Below are 25,699 nucleotides of genomic sequence, written 5' to 3'. Positions count from 1 at the left end.
TCCAACAACTCATGATTACTTTAGATTTATTCTTGATAGTTTCAAAATAAAGACTTAGTTTTTTGTATAGAAAATAACTTTTGGAATCTATAACCAAGATGGGTTATAATACGAATATACGAAAAAAGCCCGTCGTATTGGTAGTACGACAAGCTTCGTAAGGTGGTGAATACATATGGATGCAATCACCGTTACTGCGGTTTGCTCTTTACTCATGGTTGTTATGGGAATGATTAACATGAGCAAAGGAAAGAAGTAATATTTTTTTATTTAAAGTCTTTCAGTGTTGGTAGCACTTGAGAGACTTTTTTTCTTTATATAGTATTCCACATCTAATGCAGAATATTACTTATAAACCTGTAGTCTACTAATTAGGTATGCAAAGTTCTCATTTTGAGAACATTTAGCTCATTGTTGTCCCTTAGGCAACATAAAGATAAAAAAAAATAATCTAACAGTTAACTTTAAGTGAACTCATGTATCCCCGAAAGCGACTTTCATCCCTCCGCCATCAGGATCATTGTGCTAACTTTTTTATCATAATGGATACTTTTAGTATCCTTATAGCAACATTATAACTTAACCTAGAGTCCAGTTACAAGCGAGTTAAGCTAAAAAATTCGCTTCAAGCGAACTCCACCCCCTTCGTTCGTCAATCTTATGCGGCTGGTGGTATAGTCGGGTTCCGTTCGCTAACATTTTCCGACCTCTGCCGCGTCTTGTACTGATCCGCTCAGTTCACCAATCCACCTAATCCCCCTTTATGTACCAACCCATACCGCCCTCTTTCGCCTAACAAGCGAACGCACCGCAGTCATGGCACCGTCAAACGTCTTCCCCGTTTTCTTCTCTAACCTTCTAGCTATTTCGCTTTTACTTTCCGCGGGATCATATCCAAAAAGGAGATTGTACGTTAATGTGTTGTATAATAAAAGTATGGATATATTGATATATGTATGGCGTGAAAATAGGAAGTGGAAAGAAGGGGGAATTACTATTGAAACTTACTAGTAATATGAAATGTCCTTGTGGAAGTGGAAAAAAGTATAAAAACTGTTGCAAAACTATGGATGATGAAGAGAAAATTATTTATCTTAGGGCTGAACAAAAACTATTGTTTGAATTATGTATATCTGAAGAACTTGAGGATTTTTCATTTTCATATGGTGATATTAAAATAGAACTGGATGTTAACGAAGGTAAATTTATAGCATTTCAAACAAGAGCGGTTCCTAACCGTGTAGTAAAGGCACTTTTAGAAGAACATGCGAATATTAAATGTATGAAAAAAACGGTTTCCGATGATGTAATTATGATAATCAAAGATTTATGGTCGCCATTATCTTCAGCAATTGATGATTTAACAAATTGGATTCATCTAACATTGTTTATCAACCATAATGGCAGGTTAACAAATGCAGCGACAAATACATTTAGTATTGATCAAAAAACTTGGAAAAAAGGTCCTATTGATTTAGAAGCACATATTATATTTAAACAGTCTTATAATCTAACTCAAGAAAGAAAGGATTATATACAGAGACAGTTAAATAATGAAAGATTACCTTTTATAGCTTTTAAGTATTTAATAAAAGCTAAGAATGAAGAAGAAAATGAAATTAAATGGATTAACGCTACGATTGCTGCTGAATTAGCTGTTAAAGAATTTTATATGAATTACGATGAAAAATTAAACTTCATTGTGTTAGAAATGCCATCTCCGCCACTGTATAAAATGTATGGAAAAATGTTGGAATCTATTACTGGAAAAAAATGTTCAAAACTCAAATCAATACAAAAAGGTGTAGAAATAAGGAATTCATTGGTACATAGACCAAGTGAGCAGAAAATATCGACACCTCAAGTTAATGAATATATATCTGATGTGGAGACTTCAATTTTTGAACTTTTAGATATATTAGGACAAGATAAGAAATTTGTGGATGATTTTAACGAATATGAACAAGACAGAATTAAGCTCTATGAAGAATTTAAAAAATATGAAGCACGTTTTGTAATATCTAAAGATGGAGAAAAAGACCTATTTGCAAATATAAAATATCCTAATTGAAAATTAATTTCGAATGAAGATAAGTACTTATAATACTTGATGGGCATGTGGCGGGACCACTAATAAAGATTTAACAAATAATCCGCGTGCAAAAAAAGGGGGGGGGCTATTTATCATCCCTCCTTCTCTTCCATTTCTTTTAATTCATCTTGCCACTTATCACCAATGCCACCGCTAGGCGTATTCCATCGTTTTTCTTGACGCAAGATTCTCGCCTTATCTTCTTCGGACAATTCAGATTGGTATTTCTTCGCTTCCTCGCGTTGTTGTTCTTCATATTCTCTTTCCTGTTGTTCCAGATGTCTTCTATGAGCCTCTTTATCAATAATCTTTTCGCAGTCATGCTCTGGTTCCTTCGTTTCATCGTGTCCGTGTCCGCAATAATCGTTCGGAATTTTAGTACTAGATTTCGTAGCAGGTTTAGAATTACGGTCACCATTACCTGTCGCACGGTCTTCGTTAGCTTTTGCATCTTTAACCGCATTATTTCTAAGACCATCTTGCTCTTTCTTCGTTACACTTCCATCAGGGTTAAACGTTATAGTCATCGAACCTTCTCCACCATGCCCTAAATATCCGTAGATAGAGAACGACTTATATTTCTCGATAAATCTAGGCGCACCCGCTATCTCTTTAACTTTGTTCGCGGACATTCCGACTTTAATTCCGTCATACTGTTCTAACGAAACGGTTGGTGCATCATTATTCGCATCTTTATAATACGGACGTCTGTCGTTAACCTCCGCATCCTCCTTCGTTGATTCCTCCAATTGTTGTGGCTTTCCATCCTTCGTAGGCTCTTCCTCAACCTTCTCGACCTTAGTTGGATTGGATGTTCCCTCTTTTTCTTGCGCAGTTTCAACAGATTCGTGTTCCTTATATGGCTCATAGTCCGCTTTTTCTTTCGTAGAGCAAGCACTAAAGATTGACGTTGTCGCCACACCTAATAAAACTACTTTCTTAAATGACTTCATAATAATTCCCCTTCTTTCTTCGAACCTTTATAAGTCCTCTTTTTCCTTCCTCTTCCGCATAAACTCTGCAATCCTAGCAGTAATAACCGATGCGACTACCGCCATCGCAAACAATACTGCTAGTCCACCTATAATGGCGTTTCCGATTATCTTTGTAACAACCAGCAATACAAATGCAACTATTAACAGGTTCGCCCTTATATTTTTCTCTTTCTTTCTATCCTTCACGCCCTATCTTCCTTTCTAATATTTCTTTTTCGGATTCTCTGCTTAAATCCTCTCACCGTACTTCTAGCGGAATCAAATGATCGCCCCGTCTTCTTCGATAATGCTCTAGAAATTGCAACCTCTGTAACCTTTTCGTTATTCTCTGCCGTATGTATCATAGTATCTAGTACAATAAAATCTATTTTCTTCTTGCATATGTTTTCATATAGCTTTGCGTAAGTATCTCGGTTAGTCATTATATTACAGATCGCTTTCTCTTCCGCATTTTCTGCACAATCCTCTAGCGTTTCAAGTACGTTAATATCACTTAAAAGTGTTAATACCGTTCTTCTCCGTCCTCTTTCTCCGCAATATTTACGTAATGCTTGATAAATAAAACTCTTAACTCTCTTATCGAAATCGCCCTTATTTATATCAAACGTTCTAATCGCATATCTTATTCTACGGAAACAATCGTCTATAAAGTGTACTTCGTTATTCATCTTATGCCAGTTATCGTTGGCTAGGCGCTCTATTAACGGTATGTAGTGCGCTTCAATTTTTTCTACATACTTATTATCGCATATTCCAGTGTAATAATCTTCCACTTCTTCTTTAGCTAGTATCGCTATTCTATTTAATGTTTCGTTTATGTCTTCGCCTTTATTTGCGTATTGTCTTATAGTAAGTCTGCTTTCCATACGTAAGTCTTCCACCTCGTATAGCACCTGTACCCTCCGATATTCAACTCACTTCCGCTAGTGGCGTTCAATATCGAATTTATGCTATTGACAATCGGTGGACGGCGACTAGCCGAGGTGAGCGAAGCTAGGTTGAGTTGGGCGCAGTTTTCACCCCTATTCGCATCGATAAAAAATAACAAAACGTTTAAACTTTGTCATAATTTCGTAGTATCTATGCAAATAAGGGGTAAGGCGTTTTACTAGCGTCGGATCGCTTGTAGTGTATCGTAGTAACGCCCCTTCCGTCCCTGCACTTTCGCACACACTATCTCATATCCATACGTCCCAATATGCGCCCAATCTTACGATTAAGCCCGATAATACACCCTGTTCCTTAGAACAACGTATTGCCACTCCTTGCCGTTAATGGTCGCAATCACCTAGCCTATACGCATGCGGAAGGGGATACATGTTGGTTGTATAGCGCTGATTTATTTGCGTCGGCTCTCGCTCACCTTTTACGTTTTTTAAGCGGTACGGCTTCCGCTTTTTGACTTACCGCATCAGTACCTAAAAAAGACATTACTAAAGACGCCTTGCAATCTTCGAATTTTTCCGATAGAATGCAAAGTAGATGGTCGGACTGATACGGCTTGTCCGTTATTTAGTTTCGATATGTATAGTTTTGAGTCTCCAATGGCGGTTGGAGGCTTTTTTCGTTGTTATACTCCGTAGTCGTTCTTGGCGGCTACTTTCTCGTATTGTTCTTTTACTGCTTCGTCGTTTAAACGAACATATCGCATAGTTGTTGTAATGTCCGCATGCCCCATAATTCGCATTAGTGCGTTAACACTTCCACCATTTCGCAAAAAGTTCGTAGCAAAAGTATGACGCAAACTATGCGGTGATGGACGGCATTCTTTTGAAAGCCCTGCTAACTGTCCATAGCGATACATACGCTTACGCAACAAATCATTATCTATCGAATTTCCATCTTGCGTTAGGAAAACATTTGTAGTGCCTTCAAAATACTCCCGACTTTCATCGATAAGCATTCGCAACTCTTCTGCTATTTTCTTCGTCATAGGAACGGCTCTAGTTTTTCGATTCTTATTCTTAGCCCCTGATAACATAATTGTAAGATTATCAAAATCTAAATCATTAGCCTCTAACTGATTAACCTCATTCACACGTAGACCACAATGTAACATAAGCAACATAGCACAGTAATCTCTATAACCTGCGTAGGTAGTCTTATCTACAACACGAAAGAGACGCTTGATTTGATTATTATTTAGCGTAAAAATCGGCGCTTCATCAGTACGCAATTTCACGAAGTCCACCGCAGGATTACTTTTGATATATCCCTGTTCATGTAGTCGCTTAAAAACCGATTTCAATGCTGATATGCGAATATTTATTGTAGCGGGAGCTAATTCCCGACTAAGTAATTTATTAATATACATTCGGACGTGCTTTGCGGTAATAATCTCGACCTTATCGATGTTTAACTCTCGCATAAAATAATGAAAAAGCTTTGTGTAATCATCGATGGTACGCTTCCTGAATCCTTCCGCTTGAAATGCCTGCGTAACAATTCTTATCACCGTTTCTGTGCTTAATTCTTCGGTAGTATCGATAAAATCAACTATTTCTCTTCGTCTTTTTACAACTCGTCTGTTTTTTAACATAATAAAAAAGAGCCCCCTATCTGAATTTTTTCAGACGGAAGCTCTCCGTAAATATATTATCATTATTCTCATTTAACAGTCCGTAGCATGTCCTAACTATGCGACACTAACTCGCTAATGCCTTCGTGGGACAATTGCGGTTTGTTCTCGCTCAAGTTAAGCGTTAAAAACAATACCAAACGGCTTTATATAGCGCATAACCCTCGATTAGCTTCCTTATCCATACCAGACGTGGTACCGGAAACCACCGCTCTATCCGACTGAGCTATGGGCGCATGATTATAGAAAACACTTCATTTTCTTCTCATAATAATAGCAATAAAATCCATCTAAATCAATAAAAATATCCCCGTAATACCTTATGCATCTTAGCTAAAATCATATAAAATCTATTCCACCCCTAAATTTTCCAATCATAAATTCACCCCAACTCACAAATTATAACCTATGAATTGATATTCCAAAGGGGGCTTCATTCAATGACTGTAATTACAAAATTAAAGCAAACTGTTTCTGGATTAAAAAGTGCACAAGCTAGCTTAGAGGGATTCGCTCTTGATACGGATAACCAACAAGCTAAGCAACTTTTCCAAACAGCTGCGCAGCAAACACAAACGATTATCGATTCTTTAAACCCACGCGTTGAAGAAGTCCAACAAGAAGAACCACAATACTCACAGCAATAACGCATCCGTCTTGCTGTGAAATAGAAAAAGGATGATATGCAGTCATCCTTTTTCTATCACATTACATATTGCAATAGAAATGGAATGATAATTATGCGAAAACTCGGCCTCATAACCGCATTATTTGCACTTCTATTTAGCTCTTTTACCGGATGTAATAATAGTCCTTTAGATAAAAAAGTGAAAGAAGAAGCAAAACGAACGGAGAAAGAAAAAGGTCCAAAGTTAACAAAGACGAGTACGGAATCCTTTAATCAATCTATATCACAAGGAGCGAAGAAAAGGGCTCTCGCTATGGATGAAATTATAAAAAGCACAGCAGTGAATTCAAATTTAGATCTCTACATAGCAGTTACACCTGAGCATCACGAAAGGTTTGGATTAAAACCGCTGCGCAGCAAACTTCAAAAGCAATTAAGTGATGAATACCCCACTTTCGATGTTCGTGTAAGTACAGATAAAAAAATCTTTATGTTACTCGAAAAACTTGAAAACAAAATTAAGAAAAAAGAAGTATCTAAAGATGAAATTAATAAGCAATTAAAATTCATCGGCAAAAAAATGGAGTCTAACACTTAACGCTTTTTAAAAGAAAAGGAAGGATTGCAATGTCTAGTAAAGATAAAAACTTAACCCCTGTACAACAGGAGTATAAAAAATTCGAACAAGAACGCGAACCGAAACGACCTGTCTTAAAAAATTGTATAAAAGCCTTTTTCGTCGGTGGTTTTATTTGCTTCATAGGACAACTAATCTCTACTTTTTATATTACTTATTTCGATTTCACTGAACGTTCGGCAGGAAATCCAACCGTCGCAACTCTTATTTTTATTTCTATGTTACTAACTGGATTTGGTATATACGATCGTTTTGGGCAGTTTGCCGGTGCTGGTACAGCTGTACCTGTTACTGGATTTGGTAACTCTGTTATTGCCGCATGTATCGAACACCGAACGGAAGGATTTGTACTCGGCGTTGGTGGTAACATGTTCAAATTAGCTGGTTCTGTTATTTTATTTGGTGTATTTTCTGCTTTCGTCATCGCACTTATTAAAACGATTCTCGTTCAATGGGGAGGGCTATAAATGTTACAAGGGCACCGAACGTGGGTATTTGAAAACAAACCAGTTATTATTTCGACAGGAGTCGTTGGGGGGCCATTTGAAGCAAAAGGGAAAATCCCAGAAGACTTCGATACCCTCCATGAAGATTTATGGCTCGGACAAGATTCCTATGAAAAAGCACATAAAATTTTATTCGAAGAAGCTTGTAGTCGCGCAACTGAAAAAGCAAAACTTCGTAAAGATGATATTCAATTCGTACTTGCAGGAGATTTAATTAATCAAATTACCCCTACAAGCTTTGCTTGCCGTACACTGGGCACTCCTTATCTCGGGCTATTCGGGGCTTGTTCTACTTCTATGGAAGGTTTAGCACTTGGAGCAAGTATCGTAAATGCAAAAGGCGCAAAATATTTATTAACCGGGGCATCAAGCCATAACACCGCTGTAGAAAAACAGTTCCGCTATCCTACCGAATATGGTGGACAAAAGCCACCTACCGCACAGTGGACAGTAACCGGTGCTGGGGCCGCTATTTTAAGCGATACTGGTCACGGCCCTAGGGTAACATCTGCAACAATCGGACGAGTGGTTGATATGGGATTAACAGATCCGTTTAATATGGGAGGTGCAATGGCTCCAGCTGCCGTCGATACAATTGAAGCTCATTTACGTGAACGTCAAATTGATGCCTCTTACTACGATTTAATTGTAACAGGCGATCTCGGACATGTAGGCCGTGAAATTGCTTATGACTTACTACATAAACACGGAACAAAAGTAACGAGCGAACAGTTTCAAGATTGCGGGCTACTCATTTATAGAGAAGGACAGCCTGTCATAGCTGGTGCTAGTGGACCAGGATGTTCCGCAACAGTCGTTTATGGTCATTTATTAAACCGAATGAAAAGAGGAGAGTTCAAAAAAATACTTGTCGTTGCGACAGGCGCTTTACTATCTCCACTTACATTCCAACAAGAAGAAACGATTCCGTGTATCGCTCACGCCGTTTCGATTGAATTTGGAGGTGCAACGCAATGATTTTTTTCTGGGCTTTCGTCATTGGCGGACTCATATGTGTAATCGGACAACTTATGTTTGATGTTGTAAAACTTACACCAGCTCATACAATGGCAACACTCGTTGTTGCCGGAGCTATATTAGATGGATTCAATTTGTATGAACCATTAATTGATTTCGCTGGAGCTGGTGCAACTGTGCCTATTACAAGCTTTGGTAATGCTCTCGTTCATGGCGCAATGGAAGAAGCTGCAAAACATGGCATCGTTGGTGTTATCACAGGCATGTTTAAAGTAACGAGCGCCGGCGTATCCGCAGCTATTATTTTCGGCTTCATTGGAGCATTGTTATTCAAACCGAAAGGATAAGGAGTGTTTGTATGACTGTTATCGCTAGCGTTAAAACTTGCCTTGCTAGTGTAAGAGGAGCTCAAGCAAGCTTAAGTTCCCTTTCGCTAAATTCTACAGACGATGAAGCTAAACGCATATTTCATGAATGTATGTTAGAAATGGACAGTATCATCGCTGATTTACAAAATAGAGTTTCAGTATTGGAACGTGAAGAACCTCAATATAAAGGGTTTTAAGTAGACTGGAGGAAATGACTATGTCTCACCTGCCGGAATGGACACTTGTCATTATTCGCTCTGTATTCATATTAATCATTTTATTCACTATCACAAAGTGCTTAGGAAAAAGGCAAATTTCTCAGCTTTCCTTTTTCGAATACATAGCAGGAATGACAATCGGTGATATCGCCGCTCAAATATCTACAGGGCTTGACCAAAAGTTTTTCCATGGCGTCTTCGCTATACTTATTTTCGCCTCAGTACCTTTTTTCGTTGGCATTCTTTCCTTAAAAAACAAAACTGCTAGAGACTTTTTTGAAGGAAAATCTACAGTGTTAATAAAAGATGGCAAAGTACTTGAGGATAATTTAAAGAAAGAAAAATATACTAGTGATGAGTTACTCGAACTTCTTAGAGGAAATGGTGCATTTAGTATAGCTGAAGTCGAATTTGCTGTCTTAGAACCGAGCGGAGAATTAAATGTATTATTAAAGAAAGATTCTCAGCCACTTACTGCAAAAGACATCGGTTTAAAAGTACCAAACGAGAAAGAACCACAAACTGTTATTATGGATGGAAATGTACTAGATGAACCTCTTTCAGCAAGCGGACATAACCGCGCTTGGCTACATTCAGAATTAGAAAAACTCGGTGTTGTTATTGAAAATGTCTTTCTCGGTCAAGTGGATTCATACGGACAACTTACTATCGACATTTACAATGACAAACTCCAAATGCCTTCTCCTCAAAACAAACCTTTATTATTAGCATCTTTAAAAAAATGTCATGCTGATCTTGAACTATTTTCCTTAGAAACAAAGTCGAAATCAGCAAGCGAAATGTATAGTAAAAACGCGAAACAAATCGAAAAGATTTTAAATAAAGTAACCTATCTTTTAAAAGACTAATTATCGAAAGAACGCTTCAGTTAAAAGGCGTTCTTTTCTTTTTTTCTCCAGTTTTCATAACGTTTAAATTTATGTAATTCGGTTATGATGTTGAAGATACATAAGCAGGGAATTTCGAAAACATAGCGAATATTTCATGGTACAACTACATATTTTTTTGATTTAAAGTGGTTTCGTTTGACCTTTATTGACCATAATTGTATTATAAGACTAAGAAAGCTTTAGAAGGAGGAAATAACAGATGAATTTAATTCCTACAGTAATTGAACAAACAAATCGTGGAGAACGCGCTTACGATATTTACTCTCGACTATTAAAAGACCGCATCATTATGCTTGGTAGTGCAATTGATGACAACGTAGCTAACTCAATCGTTTCCCAGCTTTTATTCTTGGAATCTCAAGATCCAGAAAAAGATATTCACATCTACATCAACAGCCCTGGTGGTTCTATCACAGCGGGTATGGCAATCTATGATACAATGCAGTTTATTAAACCACAAGTATCAACAATCTGTATCGGTATGGCAGCATCTATGGGTGCCTTCTTACTTGCAGCAGGTGAAAAAGGAAAACGTTATGCACTTCCAAACAGTGAAGTAATGATTCACCAACCACTTGGTGGAGCACAAGGTCAAGCGACTGAAATCGAAATCGCTGCAAAACGTATCCTATTCTTACGTGAAAAACTAAATCAAATTCTTGCTGACCGCACTGGTCAACCACTTGAAGTACTACAACGCGACACAGACCGCGACAACTTCATGACAGCAGAAAAAGCTTTAGAATACGGTTTAATCGATAAGATCTTTACAAATCGTTAATACTTAAAAGCGGAAGCGGCTCGTTTAGAATCGCAGGGCGATGGAGCCCCTGATTCCGAGGCGCTTTTTGCCTCGAATGAAGGGGCGAAGCGACCGGAGATTCTAGCCGCTGGAGCTGGATATAACTAAAAGTGGAAGCGCCCTATAATTGGGCGCTTCTTTTATATATTGTTCCCCGCTCACATACCCCATCCAGTATCCCTCTAAATATATCAACGATTTTTCAATTATATCGAACAAAACTTAAATTATATCAACGATTTTTTTAATATATCAACGGTTCGACACAACATATCGATTTACCGACAATCTACGACAAGGACAAACCACCTACATACCCCCTATCCCGAAAACTCCCTTTAAGTAAACCGCAAAAACAAAAAGCTATCGCATATACGCGATAGCTTCTTATTGTACATATGCAGCTAATGCTTCTAAAGCCTCTTCTGCATCTGAACCTTCTGTTGTAATTGTTATCATGCTTCCAGTTCCAATTGCTAAGCTCATAATCCCCATTATGCTCTTTGCATTTACTGTCTTTCCATCTTTCTCGATGAAGATATCTGCATGAAAGCGATTTGCCTCTTGTACAAACAACGCAGCCGGACGTGCTTGTAAACCGTTTTTTAATGAAACCCGAACTCTTTTTTGAACCACAGCTCCATTTCCCCTTTAACCTCTTATTTTTTTGCTACCGTTTCCCCCGCGCGTAATTTCTCTGCAATTTCATCGATTTTACGCAAACGATGATTAATACCCGACTTACTAATCTTCCCCCCGGATACCATCTCACCTAACTCTTTCAATGTTACATCTTGATAATCTCTTCGTAATTGCGCAATCTCTTGTAGTTTATCCGGCAATATATCAAGACCAACTGTCTCATCAATGTAACGAATATTTTCAATCTGCCTTAGTGCTGCACCAATTGTTTTATTTAAATTAGCTGTTTCGCAGTTCACTAAACGATTTACAGAATTACGCATATCACGTACGATTCGAATATCTTCAAATCTTAAAAGCGCATTATGAGCACCTATAATATTTAAAAACTCTGTAATTTTTTCTGCTTCTTTCAAATACGTAATGTACCCTTTTCTTCTTTCCAACGTCTTACTATTTAAATCAAATCCGTTCATCAGTTCACATATAGCATCATTATGTTCCTTATATAACGAAAAGATTTCTAAATGATAAGATGATGTTTCTGGGTTATTTACTGAACCACCTGCTAAAAATGCACCTCGTAAATACGATCGTTTACAACATTTCTTCTCAATCAATTCTTGTGATATATTTCGAATAAATGAAAAGTCATCTCGAACGATATGAAGATCAGCTAATATTTCACGAGACTTCTCAACAAGCCGCACAATATATACATTATTTTTCTTCAATCGCATTTTTTTACGAACAAGTAATTCTACCGTCACGTCATATCCTTTTTTCAAAAGCGTATAAATCCTTCTTGCAATTGCCGCATTTTCCGTTTGAATATCGATAGATAGACGACGGTTTGAAAAAGAAAGCGACCCGTTCATTCGAAGCAACGCTGATAATTCTGCTTTCTCACAGCATTCCTTCATCTCAAGATTCGTCAACTCTTTCTTTGTTTCTGATGCAAATGACACAGTCAACACCTCCTTATACGATTATTGCGGAACAAAAATCTTGTCCTATATGAATGAGGAGCGCTACCTCAAACGAGGCAACGCATATTTATAACAATGAATATAAAATCGAAGCTAACTTTAACGTATCATGCCTTACAACATGATCATCATACTTCGCTAATCCCTCTTGAATAACATCAATATTATTTTCAACAAAACGTTCTTCATCCACTACAACTGGTGTAGACATTTCTTCATCATATAACTTACGTAATTCACAAGGAATCTCACGGTTATTTACAATTGCAGTATTAATAAATGGTTGCCCTAAATGATCGTGTAACGCCTGCACATGATCAAAAGCAGTATATCCCATCGTTTCACCCGCTTGTGTCATAACGTTACATACATATACCTTCTTCGCCTTTGCAGCAAGAACAGCGTCTCCAATTTTGTTAACAACTAAATTGGGTAATATACTCGTATACAAACTTCCTGGGCCGAAAACAAGTAAATCAGCTCGTTTAATCTCAGCCAACGTTTCATGCAATGGCTCTACATCTTCTGGAGTCAAAAAGACGCGATTAATCTTCTTTCCGTAATAAGGAATCTTTGATTCACCTGTTACAATTTCTCCATCTTCAAGTTCCGCATGAAGTACCGCACTTTGATTCGCTGCTGGTAATACACGTCCTCTGACATTTAATACTTTACTTGTTTCCGTAATCGCATGGAAAAAGTCTCCTGTAATCGAGGTCATACCTGCCAACAATAGATTTCCTAACGCATGACCTTTCAGTCCGTCTCCTGTTGTGAAACGGTGCTGAAATAAAGCTTCCACCAGTGGCTCTACATCCGATAACGCAACAAGTACGTTACGGATGTCACCTGGAGGTGGAATTTCTAGCTCATCACGTAATCTACCTGAACTGCCACCATCATCAGCAATTGTAACAACTGCTGTAATATCAACAGGATATTGCTTTAATCCTCTTAATAAAACAGAGAGTCCAGTTCCGCCTCCCATGATGACAATTTTAGGCTTTCTCTCTTTTTTCATCCCTTAATGGCCCTTTCTCTTCTCCACATCACGATGAGATACATGAACACTATACTCTGGTTTCAAATGTTTCCCAAGGTATTCTGTAAGCGTAACAGAACGATGCTGTCCACCTGTACATCCAATTGCAATTACAAGTTGACTTTTGCCTTCTCTTTTATAATGAGGCAGCATGAAAGTAATCAGATCCGTCAACTTCTCTAAAAACTTATGTGTCTCATTAAATTTCAGTACATAGGAAGAAACTTCTTCATCTAGTCCTGTTAATGGCTTCATATGTGGAATGTAATATGGATTTGGTAAAAAACGAACATCAAATACTAAATCTGCATCAATTGGAATACCGTACTTAAATCCAAATGACATAACATTTACACGGAATGCTTGCTCAGTTTCTGTTGAGAACAAGTGAACGATTTTTTCACGTAATTCTTTCGGTTTTAAATCCGATGTATCAAGCACAATATTCGCTCGTGCCTTCATATCTGTTAATAAATTGCGCTCAGCTTCGATTCCCTTTAACGGCAAACCAGTTGGTGCAAGTGGATGCGAACGTCTCGTTTCTTTATAACGAGTTACAAGCGTACTATCTTTCGCATCTAAAAATAAAATATGAGGAATAATCCATGTACGTTCTGATAAATCATCAAGTGCTCCCCATAAATGTTCGAAAAACTCGCGGCCACGTAAATCAATACCAAGTGCCACTTTATTCATTTTCCCTTTTGAATCCGCCATAAGCTCAATAAACTTTGGCAATAACATCGGTGGCAAATTATCTACACAAAAATATCCTAAATCTTCAAAACTTTGTAAAGCTACTGTTTTTCCAGCTCCAGACATTCCTGTAATAATTACCATTTTTATATCATTATTCTCTGTCATCGTATCCTCTCCTTGACGGTTTAACTCGGATCTAATCGATATGAAAGCAACTCAAAATCTGGGGTATATACAAATGTACCGTAGATTATGCCATTTCCTTTAATTAAATAATCAATAATGTGATAATCTCCTGGCGCCATTGCTAAATCATCAATTTTATCAAATGTATGCCAACCAATGATGCCTTCTTCGCTCTCTAGTTTGTTTTCTCCTGCAAAATCTGTCGCTAAAAAGGAGAACATCATCCATTCAGAAACAACTTTATCACCTTCTTGGATGACAAAGGTGAAGACCCCCTTTAACGCTGGGTTTTTCAAATAAATACCTGTTTCTTCACGATACTCGCGAACAACGGAATCTCTTACAGTCTCCCCACGCTCCATTTTCCCGCCTGGTGCAACCCACCAATTCCGGCGAGGTTTTTGGAGTAAGAGTACTTCATTATCTCTAATTAACACACAGTTTGTCACTCTTTGCATGTTTCTTCACCTCAGCTACTTGCAGTAAAATTCCTCACTGCATACTTATTTCATTATACTATCAAAAACAGTTTGCTACAACGAAGGAGCCAGTCCTCTTTCGCTAAGCATATGCTACTCAGCAATTTTAAAAAAGCTTTCTATAACAAGCAATGTAAATGCTTAGATTTTTAATGAATAGCATGAAAAATCCCCTTAACGATTTTTATCGTCAAGGGGATTAAAATCCTTATTTCTTACCGAAATAAGTAACAATCGCAAAGCCTAAAATAAAGGTAATAATTGAACTTATAATTGAAAATCCGCCAGTCGGAATCCCAGGGAATACAATTACAATCGAACCGATTACAAGTCCAATAATTGCCGCAAATGTCATACTTTTATAACGATCTAATAAAAAACTAATGCCTTTACTACTTACAACAAATCCAACCATAACACCAGCACCGATAACCACGATTAAAGGTAAGTTAAGTGTAGTTAAAGCGTTAATTGCTGTCGGATACACACCAATAATTAATAAAATAAACGATCCACTAATTCCAGGAAGCAGCATGGCCATACTAGCCATCCATCCTGCGAAAAATAAACCAATTGCATTTAAAATTGTTAAAGTCGTAATTGGATCTGCTGCCTTATCTGGTTTAAAGAAAGCTGTAATCGCAACAAGAATTGCTGCAACTATTAATAAAACGATGTGCTTACCTTTAAACGACGACTTTGCATCAGCTTCCCTCATTAGCATCGGTAATATACTAATAATTAAACCGAGGAAGAAAAATTGAGTCGGTTCATAATGATTTGCAAGTAAATATTTAATAACGTGACTTAACGTTAAAAATGCCGCTGCCACGCCAGCTGCAAGGGGAATTAAAAATCCTAAATGTTTTTTCCATTCACGACTAAAGAATCCACTAATTGCCGCAAGCAATTGTTCATAAATCCCTAACACAACAGCGATTGTACCGCCGCTCACACCAGGAATTAAATCACTAACGCCCATACAAAATCCACGATGTATATTACGCCATTCCATACTGAATAAATTCCTCATTTCTTATAGTGATTTTTTCCGTAAAGTCCAGTATATCAATAAGAAAGCTTATAATCCTTATATTTTTTGACAAAACTTTGACATTTTCACACAAAAAAGAAGAAAGCTCCTGTCGGTAGCTTTCTTCTCACAAGGTATATTATCCCTTATTTTTCTGATACAGTTTTTAATTCCTCTAATAATTCTTCTACGTAATGTTGTGCACTTTGCGCTGCAATACTACCGTCACCTGTTGCAGTTACAATTTGACGAAGCATTTTCTCACGAACATCACCAGCTGCGAAAATACCAGGGATTTTCGTTTCCATACGCTCGTTCGTTTCAAGGTAACCATTTTCATTTGTAATACCTAGTTCAACAAATGGTTTTGATAAAGGTAACATACCGATGTATACGAATACGCCATCAGTTTTGACTTCTTTCTCTTCTCCACTATTTACGTCCACAAGTGTTACACTTCCTACTTTACCACTTGCTTCGTTGATTTCTTTTATCGTGTGGTTCCAAATGAAATCTACTTTTTCGTTTTGGAAAGCACGGTCTTGTAAAATTTTCTGTGCACGAAGCGTGTCACGACGGTGAACGATCGTTACTTTTGATGCGAAGCGTGTTAAGAACACACCCTCTTCAACAGCAGAATCTCCGCCGCCAATTACGATAAGTTCTTTTCCTTTAAAGAATGCCCCGTCACATACTGCACAATATGATACACCGCGGCCGCCAAGTTCTGTTTCACCCGGTACACCAATTTTTTTATACTCTGCACCGCTTGCAACGATAATTGCACGTGCTTTATATTCTTTTTTACCAGCAATAATTGTTTTGTATTCCTTACCATCGATGACTTCTTTTACATCACCGTATGCATATTCGGCACCAAATTTCTTTGCATGCTCGAACATTTTATTTGATAAGTCTGGTCCTAAAATAGACTCATAACCTGGGTAGTTTTCTACATCTTCCGTGTTTGCCATTTGGCCACCTGGAATACCACGCTCAAGCATTAATGTGCTTAAATTTGCACGAGATGTATATACTGCAGCTGTCATACCAGCTGGTCCTGCACCAATAATAACGACATCATAAATTTTTTCTTCTGACACACTATTCACTCCTATCCATTCCTACACAATTAAGTTACCCTCATTATACTGTTAGCATCATTTTTTTCCCAATGATTTGCTTATCTTATGTGTGCGTACGCTTAACAGCTTGCACATACTTTCGGACAGTCGCTACAGATACATTATATACATCTCCAAGCTCCGACTGTGTCATTTTATTTCCTTGTTCGCCGCGTACAATGTATTCAATCGCAGCTGACCAGCCGTACACATTTGTAAATATGTCTCCAGATGTATATAAACGTATGAACGTACAAAACCAAAAGTGTAAACACTCTTCAATTAATTCATCATCTTTTTTCGTATAATTGTATAATGCATCCGCGATTCGTACGCACTGCTCAAATTGTTGTAAATCAGCTGGAATACTCTTATGACTATTAAGTAAAAAGAAGTACTTTGCAAGTTGCGACACGATGGGAACACCGTTCTTCGCTTGCGTTATATCAAAAAAGAATCCAACCTTCTCCGGCGTTGACAATTCATTCATTAAATATAAAGCTAGCATTTGTTCTTCTAGCGTCGCACTTTGCTGAAATGATTTTCGTAATTCTTCAAATAACACGTTTTGTCCTTCATCTGCTAAATTCAGCGCATTCCACGGTTCTTTTCCCTTTTTATCAGGATGCAATTCCACGACATGTTGCCACATTTTTTCAGCTAGTTGTTGATCTTTCACCATATACGCAGAATATGCAAACCAATAATAAAAACTAACGTCTCCCTCGTATCCTTGACGCTTTAATAGTTTGAACCATTTATATGCATGCTCGAAATAACCAATTGTTGCAAGTGTAGTTCCCAGTTTCAAACGATGTTCAAATGAAATTGGATATACTGAAACTAGCTGTCCCGCTAACGCTTCTACTTGTTTATGCTCTCCAATTGAATATAGAAAAATAAGCGTATTACAAAGCGCATGTATATTACCAGGATTTTTCTCTAAAATCATTTCTGTTAACTTCAGTGCTTTGTCTACATTACCAGATTGAAAATGTGCAATGGCTAAATTATTATGCCCTGACCAAAACTCCGGATAATCCTTAGTAACAATTTCTAATGTAGCAATTGCTTCTTCCAATTGTCCATTACGAATATAACGATTCGCTTCTTCCTGCATAACAATTAAATCATCTTCATCTTCAATCTCTTCCGCACCCATTGCTTCTTCTTCCATAATCTCAAGAAGTTCTAATGTATCTTCTACGAATTCCTTCTCTTTTGCAACTTCTAAATAACGATCTGCATATTTCTTCGCCTGTTGAAATAACCCCATATATGCATAATTATTTGCAATAAAATAATAGCACTGTTCAAGTTCTGGATTAGATCTAACTAACTTTAAGAAGATTTGATTCGATTCTTGATATTCACCAGCCTCAGATAATACTGTTGCTAATTGACATAGAATAAACGGCTCCTTCTCACTTTGTGCCGCTCTTCGAAAATATTTAATTGCATCTTGCAATTTTTGTCCTTTGTAAGCTCTCATCCCTTTTTTATAAAAGAAGTCCGCTAATTGATTAAAAGAGATAACTTGTCCGTTCTCCTTATATATCCTTTGATTTTTCCCCATATATCCTCCAGTTTTTTGTTTTCTTCGTTCACACATTCTTCTATCTATAAGTATAAACGATTCCGTAAAAAACAAAACAGTATATTATACTCAATTATTTCCTTTTTATTCATAAAAAAAGAGGAGAAATGTTACATTTTCACCATGAACCTTCTCTTGCGGTCATTTGCTCTTTCGTATAAATAATACGCATTGGATTTCCACCTACGAAAGCACCGCTCGGTACATCTCTATGAACAAGTGTGCCAGCTGAGACAGTCGCACCGTCTCCAATTTTCACACCTGGTAATATTGTTACATTCGCTCCAATCATTACTTCATTTCCAATGACGATTTCGCCAAGTCGATATTCACGAATTAAATATTCATGTGCTAAAAGCGTTGTGTTATAGCCAATAATCGAATTCTCTCCCACAGTTATCTTTTCTGGGAACATAATGTCCGGCATAACCATAAGTGCAAATGATGTTTTCTTTCCTACTTTCATCCGTAAAAAAGTACGGTACAACCAATTCTTCACAGATAAAAATGGCGTGTAACGCGCAATTTGGATAATAATAAAGTTTTTCATTACCTTCCAAAAAGACACTGTTTTATACACATTCCATAACGAATTTTCTCCTGAAACAGGATAGCGCGTTGTCCGTCGCACTTAGCTCGCTCCTCTACTAACTTACTTGGACCTTTATGAACGGTTCATATTAGACAAAATCGGTAGCAAATCACTCATTTTATCTAGCATAAAGTCCGGCTTGTAAGCCTCTAAATACGCTCTACCTTTCAACGTCCATGAAACCGCAGCTGTTTTCGTCCCCGCATTTTGACCACCGACAATATCATGATGATTATCCCCAACCATCAATGCCTCTTCTGGTTTTGCATCTAATAATTCAAGCGCTTTTTGAAGTGGCTCCGGATGTGGTTTCACATGCTCTACATCATCAATTGTCACGACAACATCAAAAAATTCATCAAGCTTTGACAACTGTAATCCCATCTCAACGGTTTGTCTCGCTTTCGTTGTAACAATACCAACTTTATAACCTTGCTTCTTCAACTCTTGAACTGTTTCATATACAGTTTCATATTCTTCTACTAATTCATCATGATGATCATGGTTAAATTGACGATAGCTAGTAATCATCTCTTCAACCTTACTTTCATCAATCTTGCTGAAAGTATCATGTAAAGATGGACCGATAAATGGCAACACATCTTCACGCTTATATTGATTTGGATAATATGTATGTAAAGTATGTAAAAAAGAAGAAATAATAAGTTCGTTTGTATTAATTAAAGTTCCATCTAAATCAAATAACACTGTATTTATTCTCATCGCCTTAGTCCTTTCGCCTTCCTGAATATGAAAGAAGCAGCATCTTATAATAAGATGCTACTTGTCTCTAATTTTCTAAATATCTTTTATCAGCTTGCCCCATTTTTCGTCTCACAATAATGAAAATAATAGAAATAACAACAAGTCCAATTGACATTACTTGTGCAATACGAAGTGGTCCTAGCATTAAACTATCTGTACGTAAGCCTTCTACGAAGAAGCGTCCTACTGAATACCAAATTAAATATGTGAAGAATAATTCCCCGCGACGTAAATTCACTTTTCTTAATGCAAGTAGTAAAATTACACCTACAAAATTCCATAATGATTCATATAAAAACGTCGGATGATAGTACACACCCTCAATATACATTTGATTAATAATGAAATCTGGTAAATGAAGACCTTCTAAAAACTGTCTCGTTACTTCATCACCATGCGCCTCTTGGTTCATAAAGTTTCCCCATCGGCCAATTGCTTGTCCTAGTAAAATACTTGGAGCAGCAATATCTGCTAACTTCCAGAATGAAAGTCCGCGTCGTTTCGCAAAAAGAATCCCTGTAATAACAGCCCCGATTAAACCACCATGAATCGCCAAACCACCTTGACGAATATTAATAATTTGACTCGGATTTTGTGCGTAGTATTCCCATTCAAAAATAACATAGTACATTCTCGCAAAAAGAATAGCGATCGGTACCGCAATTAATACAAGGTCAACAAATGTATCTTTTGGAATACCTAGCCTTTCTCCCTCGCGAGTTGCCAGCCAAAGACCTAATAGCACACCTGTACCAATAATAATCCCGTACCAATATACAGGAAACGGCCCAAGTTGGATAGCTACACGGTCAAGCTGTGGTACAGAAGCTAACAGCATATGTATATGACCTCCCTCTCCAAAGTTTACTCCTGATTTCCTAACTCAATTGCACTCATTAATCGTTCAGAGAACTGCTGTGCTGCATTAACTCCCATACGTTTTAAACGGAAGTTCATCGCTGCTACTTCAATAATAACAGCCAAGTTTCGACCAGGACGAACTGGAAGTGTAATCTTCGTAAGTTCTGTATCAATAATTTTCATCTTCTCTTCATCAAGACCTAAGCGATCGTAATTTTTCTTTTGATCCCAAATTTCAAGATTAATAACAAGTGTAATACGCTTATAATTTCGTACTGCCCCTGCACCGAATAACGTCATAACGTTAATAATACCTAGACCACGAATTTCTAATAAATGCTCGATTAAATCTGGTGAGCTTCCTACTAATGTGTCTTCATCTTCTTGGCGAATTTCTACACTATCATCAGCAACAAGGCGGTGGCCACGCTTTACAAGCTCAAGAGCTGTCTCACTTTTACCAACACCACTTTGACCTGTAATTAAAACACCAACACCGTAAATATCTACTAATACACCATGAACAGCAGTTGTTGGTGCTAACTTACCTTCTAAATAATTGGTTAAACGACTTGATAATCTCGTCGTCGTTTGAGAAGAACGTAATAAAGGCATGCCTGATTCACGTGATGCTTGTAATAACTCATCTGGTACATCTTGATTACGAGTTATAATAATACATGGCGTCTCCTCAGTACAAAGCGCTTTCATTCTCTCTTGTTTTTGCTCTGTTGTTAACGTATCAAAGAACGTAAGCTCCGTTTTACCAAGAAGCTGCACACGATCTGCTGGATAGTATGTAAAAAATCCTGCCATTTCAATTCCAGGTCGTGATAAATCACTTGTATCAATCGGACGATGAATGCCTTCTTCACCACTGATTAACTCCAATTGAAATTGTTCAATTAAATCTTTTGTCCTTACTTTCGGCATATGTATAAACCTCCACTCCGCTGCGGGTTCAGTCTCGTTTGATGTGAAATTCCATTCTATCGGATATTGTACCATTTTTTTCTGGAAACAAGAAATACGGTTTCTAATAAATAGAAAAAAACATTTCATACGAATAATGAAATGTTTTTCTTTTTGTCACTTTCTCTTTTTTTCATATAGAGGTTCAACAATTGCCTTTTCAATTATCATATTAAAAATTGAAATACAAATTGCCGCAACAATCGCTACACCAAATCCTGATATATTAAAAGCATCTCCTAATAATGAATCTGCTATTTTTAACGTAATCGCATTAATAACAATTAAGAAGAACCCGAAAGTTACAACCGTAATTGGTAACGTAATTAAAATTAAAAACGGTTTTACGAACACATTTAAAACAGCCAAAATAATACTCGCAATAATTGCAGTTTGTATATTTGCTACGTAAAATGCATCTGGTGCAATCCCTTTTAAAAGTCCCGATACAGCGATTAACACAACGCTATTTACAAGAAGTGATACAATCCATCTCATTTCGTTACACATCCTTTTAACCATATATATTTCATCATACGCTAATAGATAATAAACGCAAGTATCATACAAATACTTATATCAACTTATTCTACTCTTCATGCTTGTATACCTACTAACACTTCCTCGCAAAATAAGGACCACACCACCTATTTTCATGAGTTTTTACAAAGGTCCAAGTGAAATCTTTATCTACAATATAGATATCGCCTTTATACGCATCGTCTGTCTCACACAATATATCATCCATATGTAACAAACTCGCATCCTTTATTAACAGTACTTCATCACAGTGTTGGTAGAAAACATAGCACTCCTTTTTCGCTTCATTATGAAACGCTCTCTCTGCTTCTGTTCCTTCTAAACACTTCTTTTTCTCATAACTAAATATGTGCCATAGATAACCACATGCATACCTATCTCCATAAAGAAAAATATCTTCTTTTTCTTCATCACTTAAATGATTTGCAAAGTGATCCTCCCAGCGCTTGCGAAAATATATACCCCAACTTTGAAATTCTCTTACCTTCATATTTTTCTTCCTTAACATCTCTAAAAACTCCATCTTCTCCCCCTATACAATAAAAAACCGAGCGTCATTTCCACTCGGTTTTCATCAATAAACTTATTGCGATAACTCTACTTCTTTTATTTTCTCTTTCATTCTTGCTTTATCACGATTTAAGATCTCTTTTAAATACTTACCTGTGTACGAGCGCTCTTCTTTCACTACTTGCTCTGGCGTTCCAGAAGCAACGATTTGTCCACCTTTATCTCCGCCCTCTGGTCCAAGATCAACGATATAATCAGCTGTTTTAATTACATCTAGATTATGTTCAATTACAAGTACAGTTTCACCGCTCTCAACAAGACGTTGCAGCACTTCTAAAAGACGTGCAATATCATGCGCATGCAAACCAGTCGTTGGCTCATCTAAAATGTATAACGTACGACCTGTAGAACGACGGTGTAATTCAGAAGCTAATTTCACACGCTGTGCTTCCCCACCAGATAATGTTGTTGCTGGTTGACCTAATTTCATATAACCAAGCCCAACATCTACAAGCGTTTGAAGTTTACGCTTAATTTTAGGAATATTGGCGAAGAATTCTACTCCATCTTCAATTGTCATCCCTAACACTTCAGAAATATTCTTATCTTTATATTTCACTTCTAACGTTTCACGATTATATCGTTTACCGTGACAAACTTCACACGGAACGTATACGTCTGGTAAGAAGTGCATTTCAATTTTAATAATTCCATCACCACGGCACGCTTCACAACGGCCACCTTTTACGTTAAAACTGAAACGTCCTTTTTGATATCCGCGCACTTTCGCTTCATTCGTTTGTGCAAACACATCACGAATATCATCGAATACACCTGTGTACGTCGCTGGATTAGAACGTGGTGTACGACCAATTGGCGATTGATCAATATCAATTACTTTATCTAAATGTTCAAGACCTCTAATCTCTTTATGAGTACCTGGCTTCGCTTTCGCTTTATATAGCTTTTGCGCTAACGATTTATATAGTACTTCATTAATCATCGTACTTTTACCAGAACCAGATACCCCTGTTACCGCTACAAACGTACCGAGTGGAAATGACATCTTCGCATTCTTTAAGTTATTCTCTTTTGCGCCGACAATCTCCACTTTACGTCCGTCACCTTTACGTCTTTCAAGTGGAACCGGAATAAACTCTTTACCGCTTAAATACTTCCCTGTTAATGAATTCTCATCTTGCATCACTTCAGCTGGTGTACCTGCTGATACGACTTGTCCACCGTGAATACCTGCGCCAGGCCCGATATCAAGTAAATAGTCAGCTGCCATCATCGTATCTTCATCATGCTCAACAACAATTAACGTATTACCTAAATCACGCATTTCTTGCAATGTACGAATAAGACGATCGTTATCACGCTGGTGTAAACCGATAGAAGGCTCATCAAGAATGTAAAGCACGCCAGTAAGACGAGAACCAATTTGCGTCGCTAAACGAATACGCTGCGCCTCACCACCTGATAATGTTCCGGCGGCACGACTTAACGTTAAATAATCTAAACCGACGTTTACTAAGAACCCAACGCGCTCCTGAATTTCTCTTAAAATTAAATGAGCAATTTTTTGTTGTTTCTCCGTTAACTCCACATTTGAGAAGAATTCCTGTACTTCTTGAACAGAATATTTCGTTACATCAGCAATCGTTTTCCCACCAACGAAAACAGCTAAACTCTCAGGTTTTAAACGTCCACCTTTACACTTCGGACAAGCTTGTTCTGCCATATACTTTTCCATTTGCTCACGAATGTAATCAGAACTCGTTTCGCGATAACGACGTTCAATATTTGGAATAACACCTTCAAATAAAATCTCATTTTCCTTTACTTGACCAAATTCATTTACATAGCGGAAATAAACTTTCTCTTCACCGCTTCCGTACAACACTTTATCAAATAAATCTTTCGGTATATCTTTCACAGGCACATCCATATCAACGCCGTAGTGATTACATACAGATTGTAAAAGTTGTGGATAGTATTGTGAACTTGTCGGTTCCCAAGGCGCAATCGCATGTTCATTTAATGATAAATCCCAGTTCGGGATAACAAGCTCTAAATCGACCTCTAGCTTTGAACCAAGTCCATCACAACAAGGACATGCTCCGAACGGACTGTTGAATGAGAACATACGCGGCTCTAATTCTCCGATTGAAAAACCACAATGCGGACAAGCATGATGTTCACTAAATAGAAGTTCCTCTTCTCCCATTACATCAATTAACACTCGGCCTCCGCCAAGCTTTAATGCACTTTCAAGTGAATCAGCAAGACGGCTTGCGATTCCTTCTTTTACAACAATACGGTCAATTACAACTTCAATGGAATGCTTTTTATTTTTATCTAACATAATCTCTTCAGATACATCAAGCATTTCACCATCAACACGTACACGAACATATCCTTGCTTCTTAATATCTTCAAGTACTTTCACATGTGCACCTTTACGCCCAGACACGATAGGAGCTAACACTTGTAATTTCGTACGTTCAGGATATTCAAGAACACGGTCTACCATCTGCTCTACTGTTTGTGATGTAATTTCAATCCCATGATTTGGACAAATTGGCGTACCAATTCGCGCAAATAATAAACGTAAATAATCATAAATCTCCGTTACCGTTCCGACAGTTGAACGTGGATTACGACTCGTTGTTTTTTGATCGATTGAAATCGCTGGTGACAATCCTTCAATCGTGTCCACATCCGGCTTATCCATTTGTCCTAAAAACTGGCGCGCATACGCAGATAATGACTCTACGTATCTGCGCTGCCCTTCTGCATAAATCGTATCAAATGCTAATGATGATTTCCCCGAACCAGACAATCCCGTTACAACGACAAGCTGATTTCTCGGAATGGTTACATCAATATTTTTTAAGTTATGTGCTCTAGCACCTTTTACAACGATAAAATCCTTGCTCTTACTCACTTTTT

Annotated in this window: 28 protein-coding genes; 9 read left to right on the top strand and 19 right to left on the bottom strand. The window is 37.5% G+C overall.

The window, feature by feature from the left end; all coding sequences use genetic code 11:
* The first annotated feature begins 997 nt into the window (after window positions 1-997).
* The gene (locus tag MR143_RS07235; RefSeq protein WP_242280685.1) at window positions 998-2,071 is read left to right on the top strand and encodes an SEC-C domain-containing protein; all 1,074 of its coding nucleotides are present in this window, start codon (window positions 998-1,000) and stop codon (window positions 2,069-2,071) included.
* A gap of 113 nt (window positions 2,072-2,184) precedes the next feature.
* Here the strand turns inward: MR143_RS07235 and MR143_RS07230 are convergent, their stop codons facing one another.
* The 4 genes from MR143_RS07230 to MR143_RS33140 all read right to left on the bottom strand — a co-directional run bounded on the left by MR143_RS07230 (window position 2,185) and on the right by MR143_RS33140 (window position 5,626).
* Window positions 2,185-3,045, bottom strand: a complete 861-nt coding sequence (locus MR143_RS07230) for a hypothetical protein (protein WP_242280684.1) — start codon at window positions 3,043-3,045, stop codon at window positions 2,185-2,187.
* A 27-nt stretch (window positions 3,046-3,072) separates the two neighbouring features.
* On the bottom strand, window positions 3,073-3,273 hold the full coding sequence (locus MR143_RS07225; RefSeq protein ID WP_242280683.1) for a hypothetical protein: 201 nt from the start codon (window positions 3,271-3,273) through the stop codon (window positions 3,073-3,075).
* Window positions 3,270-3,953 (bottom strand): hypothetical protein, encoded by a 684-nt coding sequence (locus MR143_RS07220; RefSeq protein ID WP_242280699.1) that lies wholly within the window; start codon window positions 3,951-3,953, stop codon window positions 3,270-3,272. The genes MR143_RS07225 and MR143_RS07220 overlap by 4 nt, the downstream gene beginning before the upstream one ends.
* A 704-nt stretch (window positions 3,954-4,657) precedes the next feature.
* Window positions 4,658-5,626 carry a tyrosine-type recombinase/integrase gene (locus tag MR143_RS33140; protein ID WP_308218761.1) on the bottom strand — a complete coding sequence of 323 codons (969 nt, stop codon included), beginning with the start codon at window positions 5,624-5,626 and terminating at the stop codon, window positions 4,658-4,660.
* Between the two features lie 479 nt (window positions 5,627-6,105).
* Here MR143_RS33140 and MR143_RS07205 point away from each other — a divergent pair, with 479 nt between their 5' ends.
* The 8 genes from MR143_RS07205 (at window position 6,106) to clpP (ending at window position 10,692) form a co-directional block, all read left to right on the top strand.
* Window positions 6,106-6,312, top strand: coding sequence for a DUF1657 domain-containing protein (locus MR143_RS07205; RefSeq protein ID WP_000216166.1), 207 nt, complete (start codon window positions 6,106-6,108; stop codon window positions 6,310-6,312).
* A gap of 93 nt (window positions 6,313-6,405) precedes the next feature.
* Window positions 6,406-6,891 carry a YhcN/YlaJ family sporulation lipoprotein gene (locus MR143_RS07200; RefSeq protein ID WP_001228550.1) on the top strand — a complete coding sequence of 162 codons (486 nt, stop codon included), beginning with the start codon at window positions 6,406-6,408 and terminating at the stop codon, window positions 6,889-6,891.
* Between the two features lie 29 nt (window positions 6,892-6,920).
* Complete coding sequence (gene spoVAC / locus MR143_RS07195; RefSeq protein WP_000095399.1) at window positions 6,921-7,397, top strand: stage V sporulation protein AC; 477 nt, start codon at window positions 6,921-6,923, stop codon at window positions 7,395-7,397.
* Entirely contained in the window at window positions 7,398-8,414 is a 1,017-nt protein-coding gene (gene spoVAD / locus MR143_RS07190; protein ID WP_000938963.1) for a stage V sporulation protein AD, read from the top strand.
* Entirely contained in the window at window positions 8,411-8,761 is a 351-nt protein-coding gene (gene spoVAE / locus MR143_RS07185) for a stage V sporulation protein AE (protein WP_000575924.1), read from the top strand. Before spoVAD ends, spoVAE begins: the two co-directional genes overlap by 4 nt.
* A gap of 11 nt (window positions 8,762-8,772) precedes the next feature.
* On the top strand, window positions 8,773-8,979 hold the full coding sequence (locus MR143_RS07180) for a DUF1657 domain-containing protein (RefSeq protein WP_000215912.1): 207 nt from the start codon (window positions 8,773-8,775) through the stop codon (window positions 8,977-8,979).
* 20 nt (window positions 8,980-8,999) lie between these two features.
* Window positions 9,000-9,869, top strand: coding sequence for a DUF421 domain-containing protein (locus MR143_RS07175; protein WP_000018892.1), 870 nt, complete (start codon window positions 9,000-9,002; stop codon window positions 9,867-9,869).
* A gap of 241 nt (window positions 9,870-10,110) precedes the next feature.
* Window positions 10,111-10,692 (top strand): ATP-dependent Clp endopeptidase proteolytic subunit ClpP, encoded by a 582-nt coding sequence (clpP, locus tag MR143_RS07170; RefSeq protein ID WP_001049162.1) that lies wholly within the window; start codon window positions 10,111-10,113, stop codon window positions 10,690-10,692.
* Window positions 10,693-11,100: 408 nt separating this feature from the next.
* Here the strand turns inward: clpP and MR143_RS07165 are convergent, their stop codons facing one another.
* The 15 genes from MR143_RS07165 to uvrA form a co-directional block, all read right to left on the bottom strand.
* On the bottom strand, window positions 11,101-11,349 hold the full coding sequence (locus tag MR143_RS07165; RefSeq protein ID WP_000250310.1) for an HPr family phosphocarrier protein: 249 nt from the start codon (window positions 11,347-11,349) through the stop codon (window positions 11,101-11,103).
* A gap of 23 nt (window positions 11,350-11,372) precedes the next feature.
* On the bottom strand, window positions 11,373-12,323 hold the full coding sequence (gene whiA / locus MR143_RS07160; RefSeq protein WP_000006560.1) for a DNA-binding protein WhiA: 951 nt from the start codon (window positions 12,321-12,323) through the stop codon (window positions 11,373-11,375).
* A gap of 88 nt (window positions 12,324-12,411) precedes the next feature.
* Window positions 12,412-13,365: a gluconeogenesis factor YvcK family protein gene (locus MR143_RS07155; RefSeq protein WP_000712186.1), complete on the bottom strand. Its 954-nt coding sequence runs from the start codon at window positions 13,363-13,365 to the stop codon at window positions 12,412-12,414.
* Between the two features lie 3 nt (window positions 13,366-13,368).
* Window positions 13,369-14,250, bottom strand: a complete 882-nt coding sequence (gene rapZ / locus MR143_RS07150) for an RNase adapter RapZ (protein ID WP_000138459.1) — start codon at window positions 14,248-14,250, stop codon at window positions 13,369-13,371.
* 20 nt (window positions 14,251-14,270) lie between these two features.
* Window positions 14,271-14,729 (bottom strand): NUDIX hydrolase, encoded by a 459-nt coding sequence (locus MR143_RS07145; protein WP_001190080.1) that lies wholly within the window; start codon window positions 14,727-14,729, stop codon window positions 14,271-14,273.
* A 229-nt stretch (window positions 14,730-14,958) separates the two neighbouring features.
* On the bottom strand, window positions 14,959-15,765 hold the full coding sequence (locus tag MR143_RS07140; RefSeq protein WP_000455188.1) for a DUF368 domain-containing protein: 807 nt from the start codon (window positions 15,763-15,765) through the stop codon (window positions 14,959-14,961).
* 164 nt (window positions 15,766-15,929) lie between these two features.
* Complete coding sequence (gene trxB, locus MR143_RS07135) at window positions 15,930-16,886, bottom strand: thioredoxin-disulfide reductase (RefSeq protein ID WP_001288078.1); 957 nt, start codon at window positions 16,884-16,886, stop codon at window positions 15,930-15,932.
* Window positions 16,887-16,971: 85 nt separating this feature from the next.
* Window positions 16,972-18,483: a tetratricopeptide repeat protein gene (locus tag MR143_RS07130; RefSeq protein ID WP_000517724.1), complete on the bottom strand. Its 1,512-nt coding sequence runs from the start codon at window positions 18,481-18,483 to the stop codon at window positions 16,972-16,974.
* 139 nt (window positions 18,484-18,622) lie between these two features.
* The gene (locus MR143_RS07125) at window positions 18,623-19,135 is read right to left on the bottom strand and encodes an acyltransferase (RefSeq protein WP_001255070.1); all 513 of its coding nucleotides are present in this window, start codon (window positions 19,133-19,135) and stop codon (window positions 18,623-18,625) included.
* A gap of 33 nt (window positions 19,136-19,168) precedes the next feature.
* The gene (ppaX, locus tag MR143_RS07120) at window positions 19,169-19,819 is read right to left on the bottom strand and encodes a pyrophosphatase PpaX (RefSeq protein WP_033703200.1); all 651 of its coding nucleotides are present in this window, start codon (window positions 19,817-19,819) and stop codon (window positions 19,169-19,171) included.
* 67 nt (window positions 19,820-19,886) lie between these two features.
* Window positions 19,887-20,699, bottom strand: coding sequence for a prolipoprotein diacylglyceryl transferase (lgt, locus tag MR143_RS07115; RefSeq protein WP_000922847.1), 813 nt, complete (start codon window positions 20,697-20,699; stop codon window positions 19,887-19,889).
* Window positions 20,700-20,725: 26 nt separating this feature from the next.
* Entirely contained in the window at window positions 20,726-21,655 is a 930-nt protein-coding gene (hprK, locus tag MR143_RS07110) for an HPr(Ser) kinase/phosphatase (RefSeq protein WP_001127251.1), read from the bottom strand.
* A gap of 156 nt (window positions 21,656-21,811) precedes the next feature.
* Window positions 21,812-22,192 carry a phage holin family protein gene (locus tag MR143_RS07105; protein WP_001267308.1) on the bottom strand — a complete coding sequence of 127 codons (381 nt, stop codon included), beginning with the start codon at window positions 22,190-22,192 and terminating at the stop codon, window positions 21,812-21,814.
* A gap of 115 nt (window positions 22,193-22,307) precedes the next feature.
* Entirely contained in the window at window positions 22,308-22,757 is a 450-nt protein-coding gene (locus MR143_RS07100) for a DUF4275 family protein (RefSeq protein WP_000394732.1), read from the bottom strand.
* Window positions 22,758-22,817: 60 nt separating this feature from the next.
* On the bottom strand, window positions 22,818-25,694 hold the full coding sequence (gene uvrA, locus MR143_RS07095) for an excinuclease ABC subunit UvrA (protein WP_208906322.1): 2,877 nt from the start codon (window positions 25,692-25,694) through the stop codon (window positions 22,818-22,820).
* Between the last annotated feature and the right edge of the window lie 5 nt (window positions 25,695-25,699).

The organism is Bacillus cereus group sp. BfR-BA-01347 (assembly GCF_022663835.1).
Taxonomy (GTDB): domain Bacteria; phylum Bacillota; class Bacilli; order Bacillales; family Bacillaceae_G; genus Bacillus_A; species Bacillus_A thuringiensis_K.
This window is presented reverse-complemented; position numbering and strand designations above follow the sequence as displayed.

Bases quoted from the DNA above. Each gene is read 5' to 3' on its own strand.
- MR143_RS07230 (WP_242280684.1), bottom strand. From the start codon at position 3,045: ATGAAGTCATTTAAGAAAGTAGTTTTATTAGGTGTGGCGACAACGTCA.
- MR143_RS07220 (WP_242280699.1), bottom strand. From the start codon at position 3,953: ATGGAAAGCAGACTTACTATAAGACAATACGCAAATAAAGGCGAAGAC.
- MR143_RS33140 (WP_308218761.1), bottom strand. From the start codon at position 5,626: ATGTTAAAAAACAGACGAGTTGTAAAAAGACGAAGAGAAATAGTTGAT.
- MR143_RS07205 (WP_000216166.1), top strand. From the start codon at position 6,106: ATGACTGTAATTACAAAATTAAAGCAAACTGTTTCTGGATTAAAAAGT.
- MR143_RS07200 (WP_001228550.1), top strand. From the start codon at position 6,406: ATGCGAAAACTCGGCCTCATAACCGCATTATTTGCACTTCTATTTAGC.
- spoVAC (WP_000095399.1), top strand. From the start codon at position 6,921: ATGTCTAGTAAAGATAAAAACTTAACCCCTGTACAACAGGAGTATAAA.
- spoVAD (WP_000938963.1), top strand. From the start codon at position 7,398: ATGTTACAAGGGCACCGAACGTGGGTATTTGAAAACAAACCAGTTATT.
- spoVAE (WP_000575924.1), top strand. From the start codon at position 8,411: ATGATTTTTTTCTGGGCTTTCGTCATTGGCGGACTCATATGTGTAATC.
- MR143_RS07180 (WP_000215912.1), top strand. From the start codon at position 8,773: ATGACTGTTATCGCTAGCGTTAAAACTTGCCTTGCTAGTGTAAGAGGA.
- MR143_RS07175 (WP_000018892.1), top strand. From the start codon at position 9,000: ATGTCTCACCTGCCGGAATGGACACTTGTCATTATTCGCTCTGTATTC.
- clpP (WP_001049162.1), top strand. From the start codon at position 10,111: ATGAATTTAATTCCTACAGTAATTGAACAAACAAATCGTGGAGAACGC.
- MR143_RS07155 (WP_000712186.1), bottom strand. From the start codon at position 13,365: ATGAAAAAAGAGAGAAAGCCTAAAATTGTCATCATGGGAGGCGGAACT.
- rapZ (WP_000138459.1), bottom strand. From the start codon at position 14,250: ATGACAGAGAATAATGATATAAAAATGGTAATTATTACAGGAATGTCT.
- MR143_RS07145 (WP_001190080.1), bottom strand. From the start codon at position 14,729: ATGCAAAGAGTGACAAACTGTGTGTTAATTAGAGATAATGAAGTACTC.
- MR143_RS07140 (WP_000455188.1), bottom strand. From the start codon at position 15,765: ATGGAATGGCGTAATATACATCGTGGATTTTGTATGGGCGTTAGTGAT.
- MR143_RS07130 (WP_000517724.1), bottom strand. From the start codon at position 18,483: ATGGGGAAAAATCAAAGGATATATAAGGAGAACGGACAAGTTATCTCT.
- ppaX (WP_033703200.1), bottom strand. From the start codon at position 19,819: ATGAGAATAAATACAGTGTTATTTGATTTAGATGGAACTTTAATTAAT.
- lgt (WP_000922847.1), bottom strand. From the start codon at position 20,699: ATGCTGTTAGCTTCTGTACCACAGCTTGACCGTGTAGCTATCCAACTT.
- hprK (WP_001127251.1), bottom strand. From the start codon at position 21,655: ATGCCGAAAGTAAGGACAAAAGATTTAATTGAACAATTTCAATTGGAG.
- MR143_RS07105 (WP_001267308.1), bottom strand. From the start codon at position 22,192: ATGAGATGGATTGTATCACTTCTTGTAAATAGCGTTGTGTTAATCGCT.
- MR143_RS07100 (WP_000394732.1), bottom strand. From the start codon at position 22,757: ATGGAGTTTTTAGAGATGTTAAGGAAGAAAAATATGAAGGTAAGAGAA.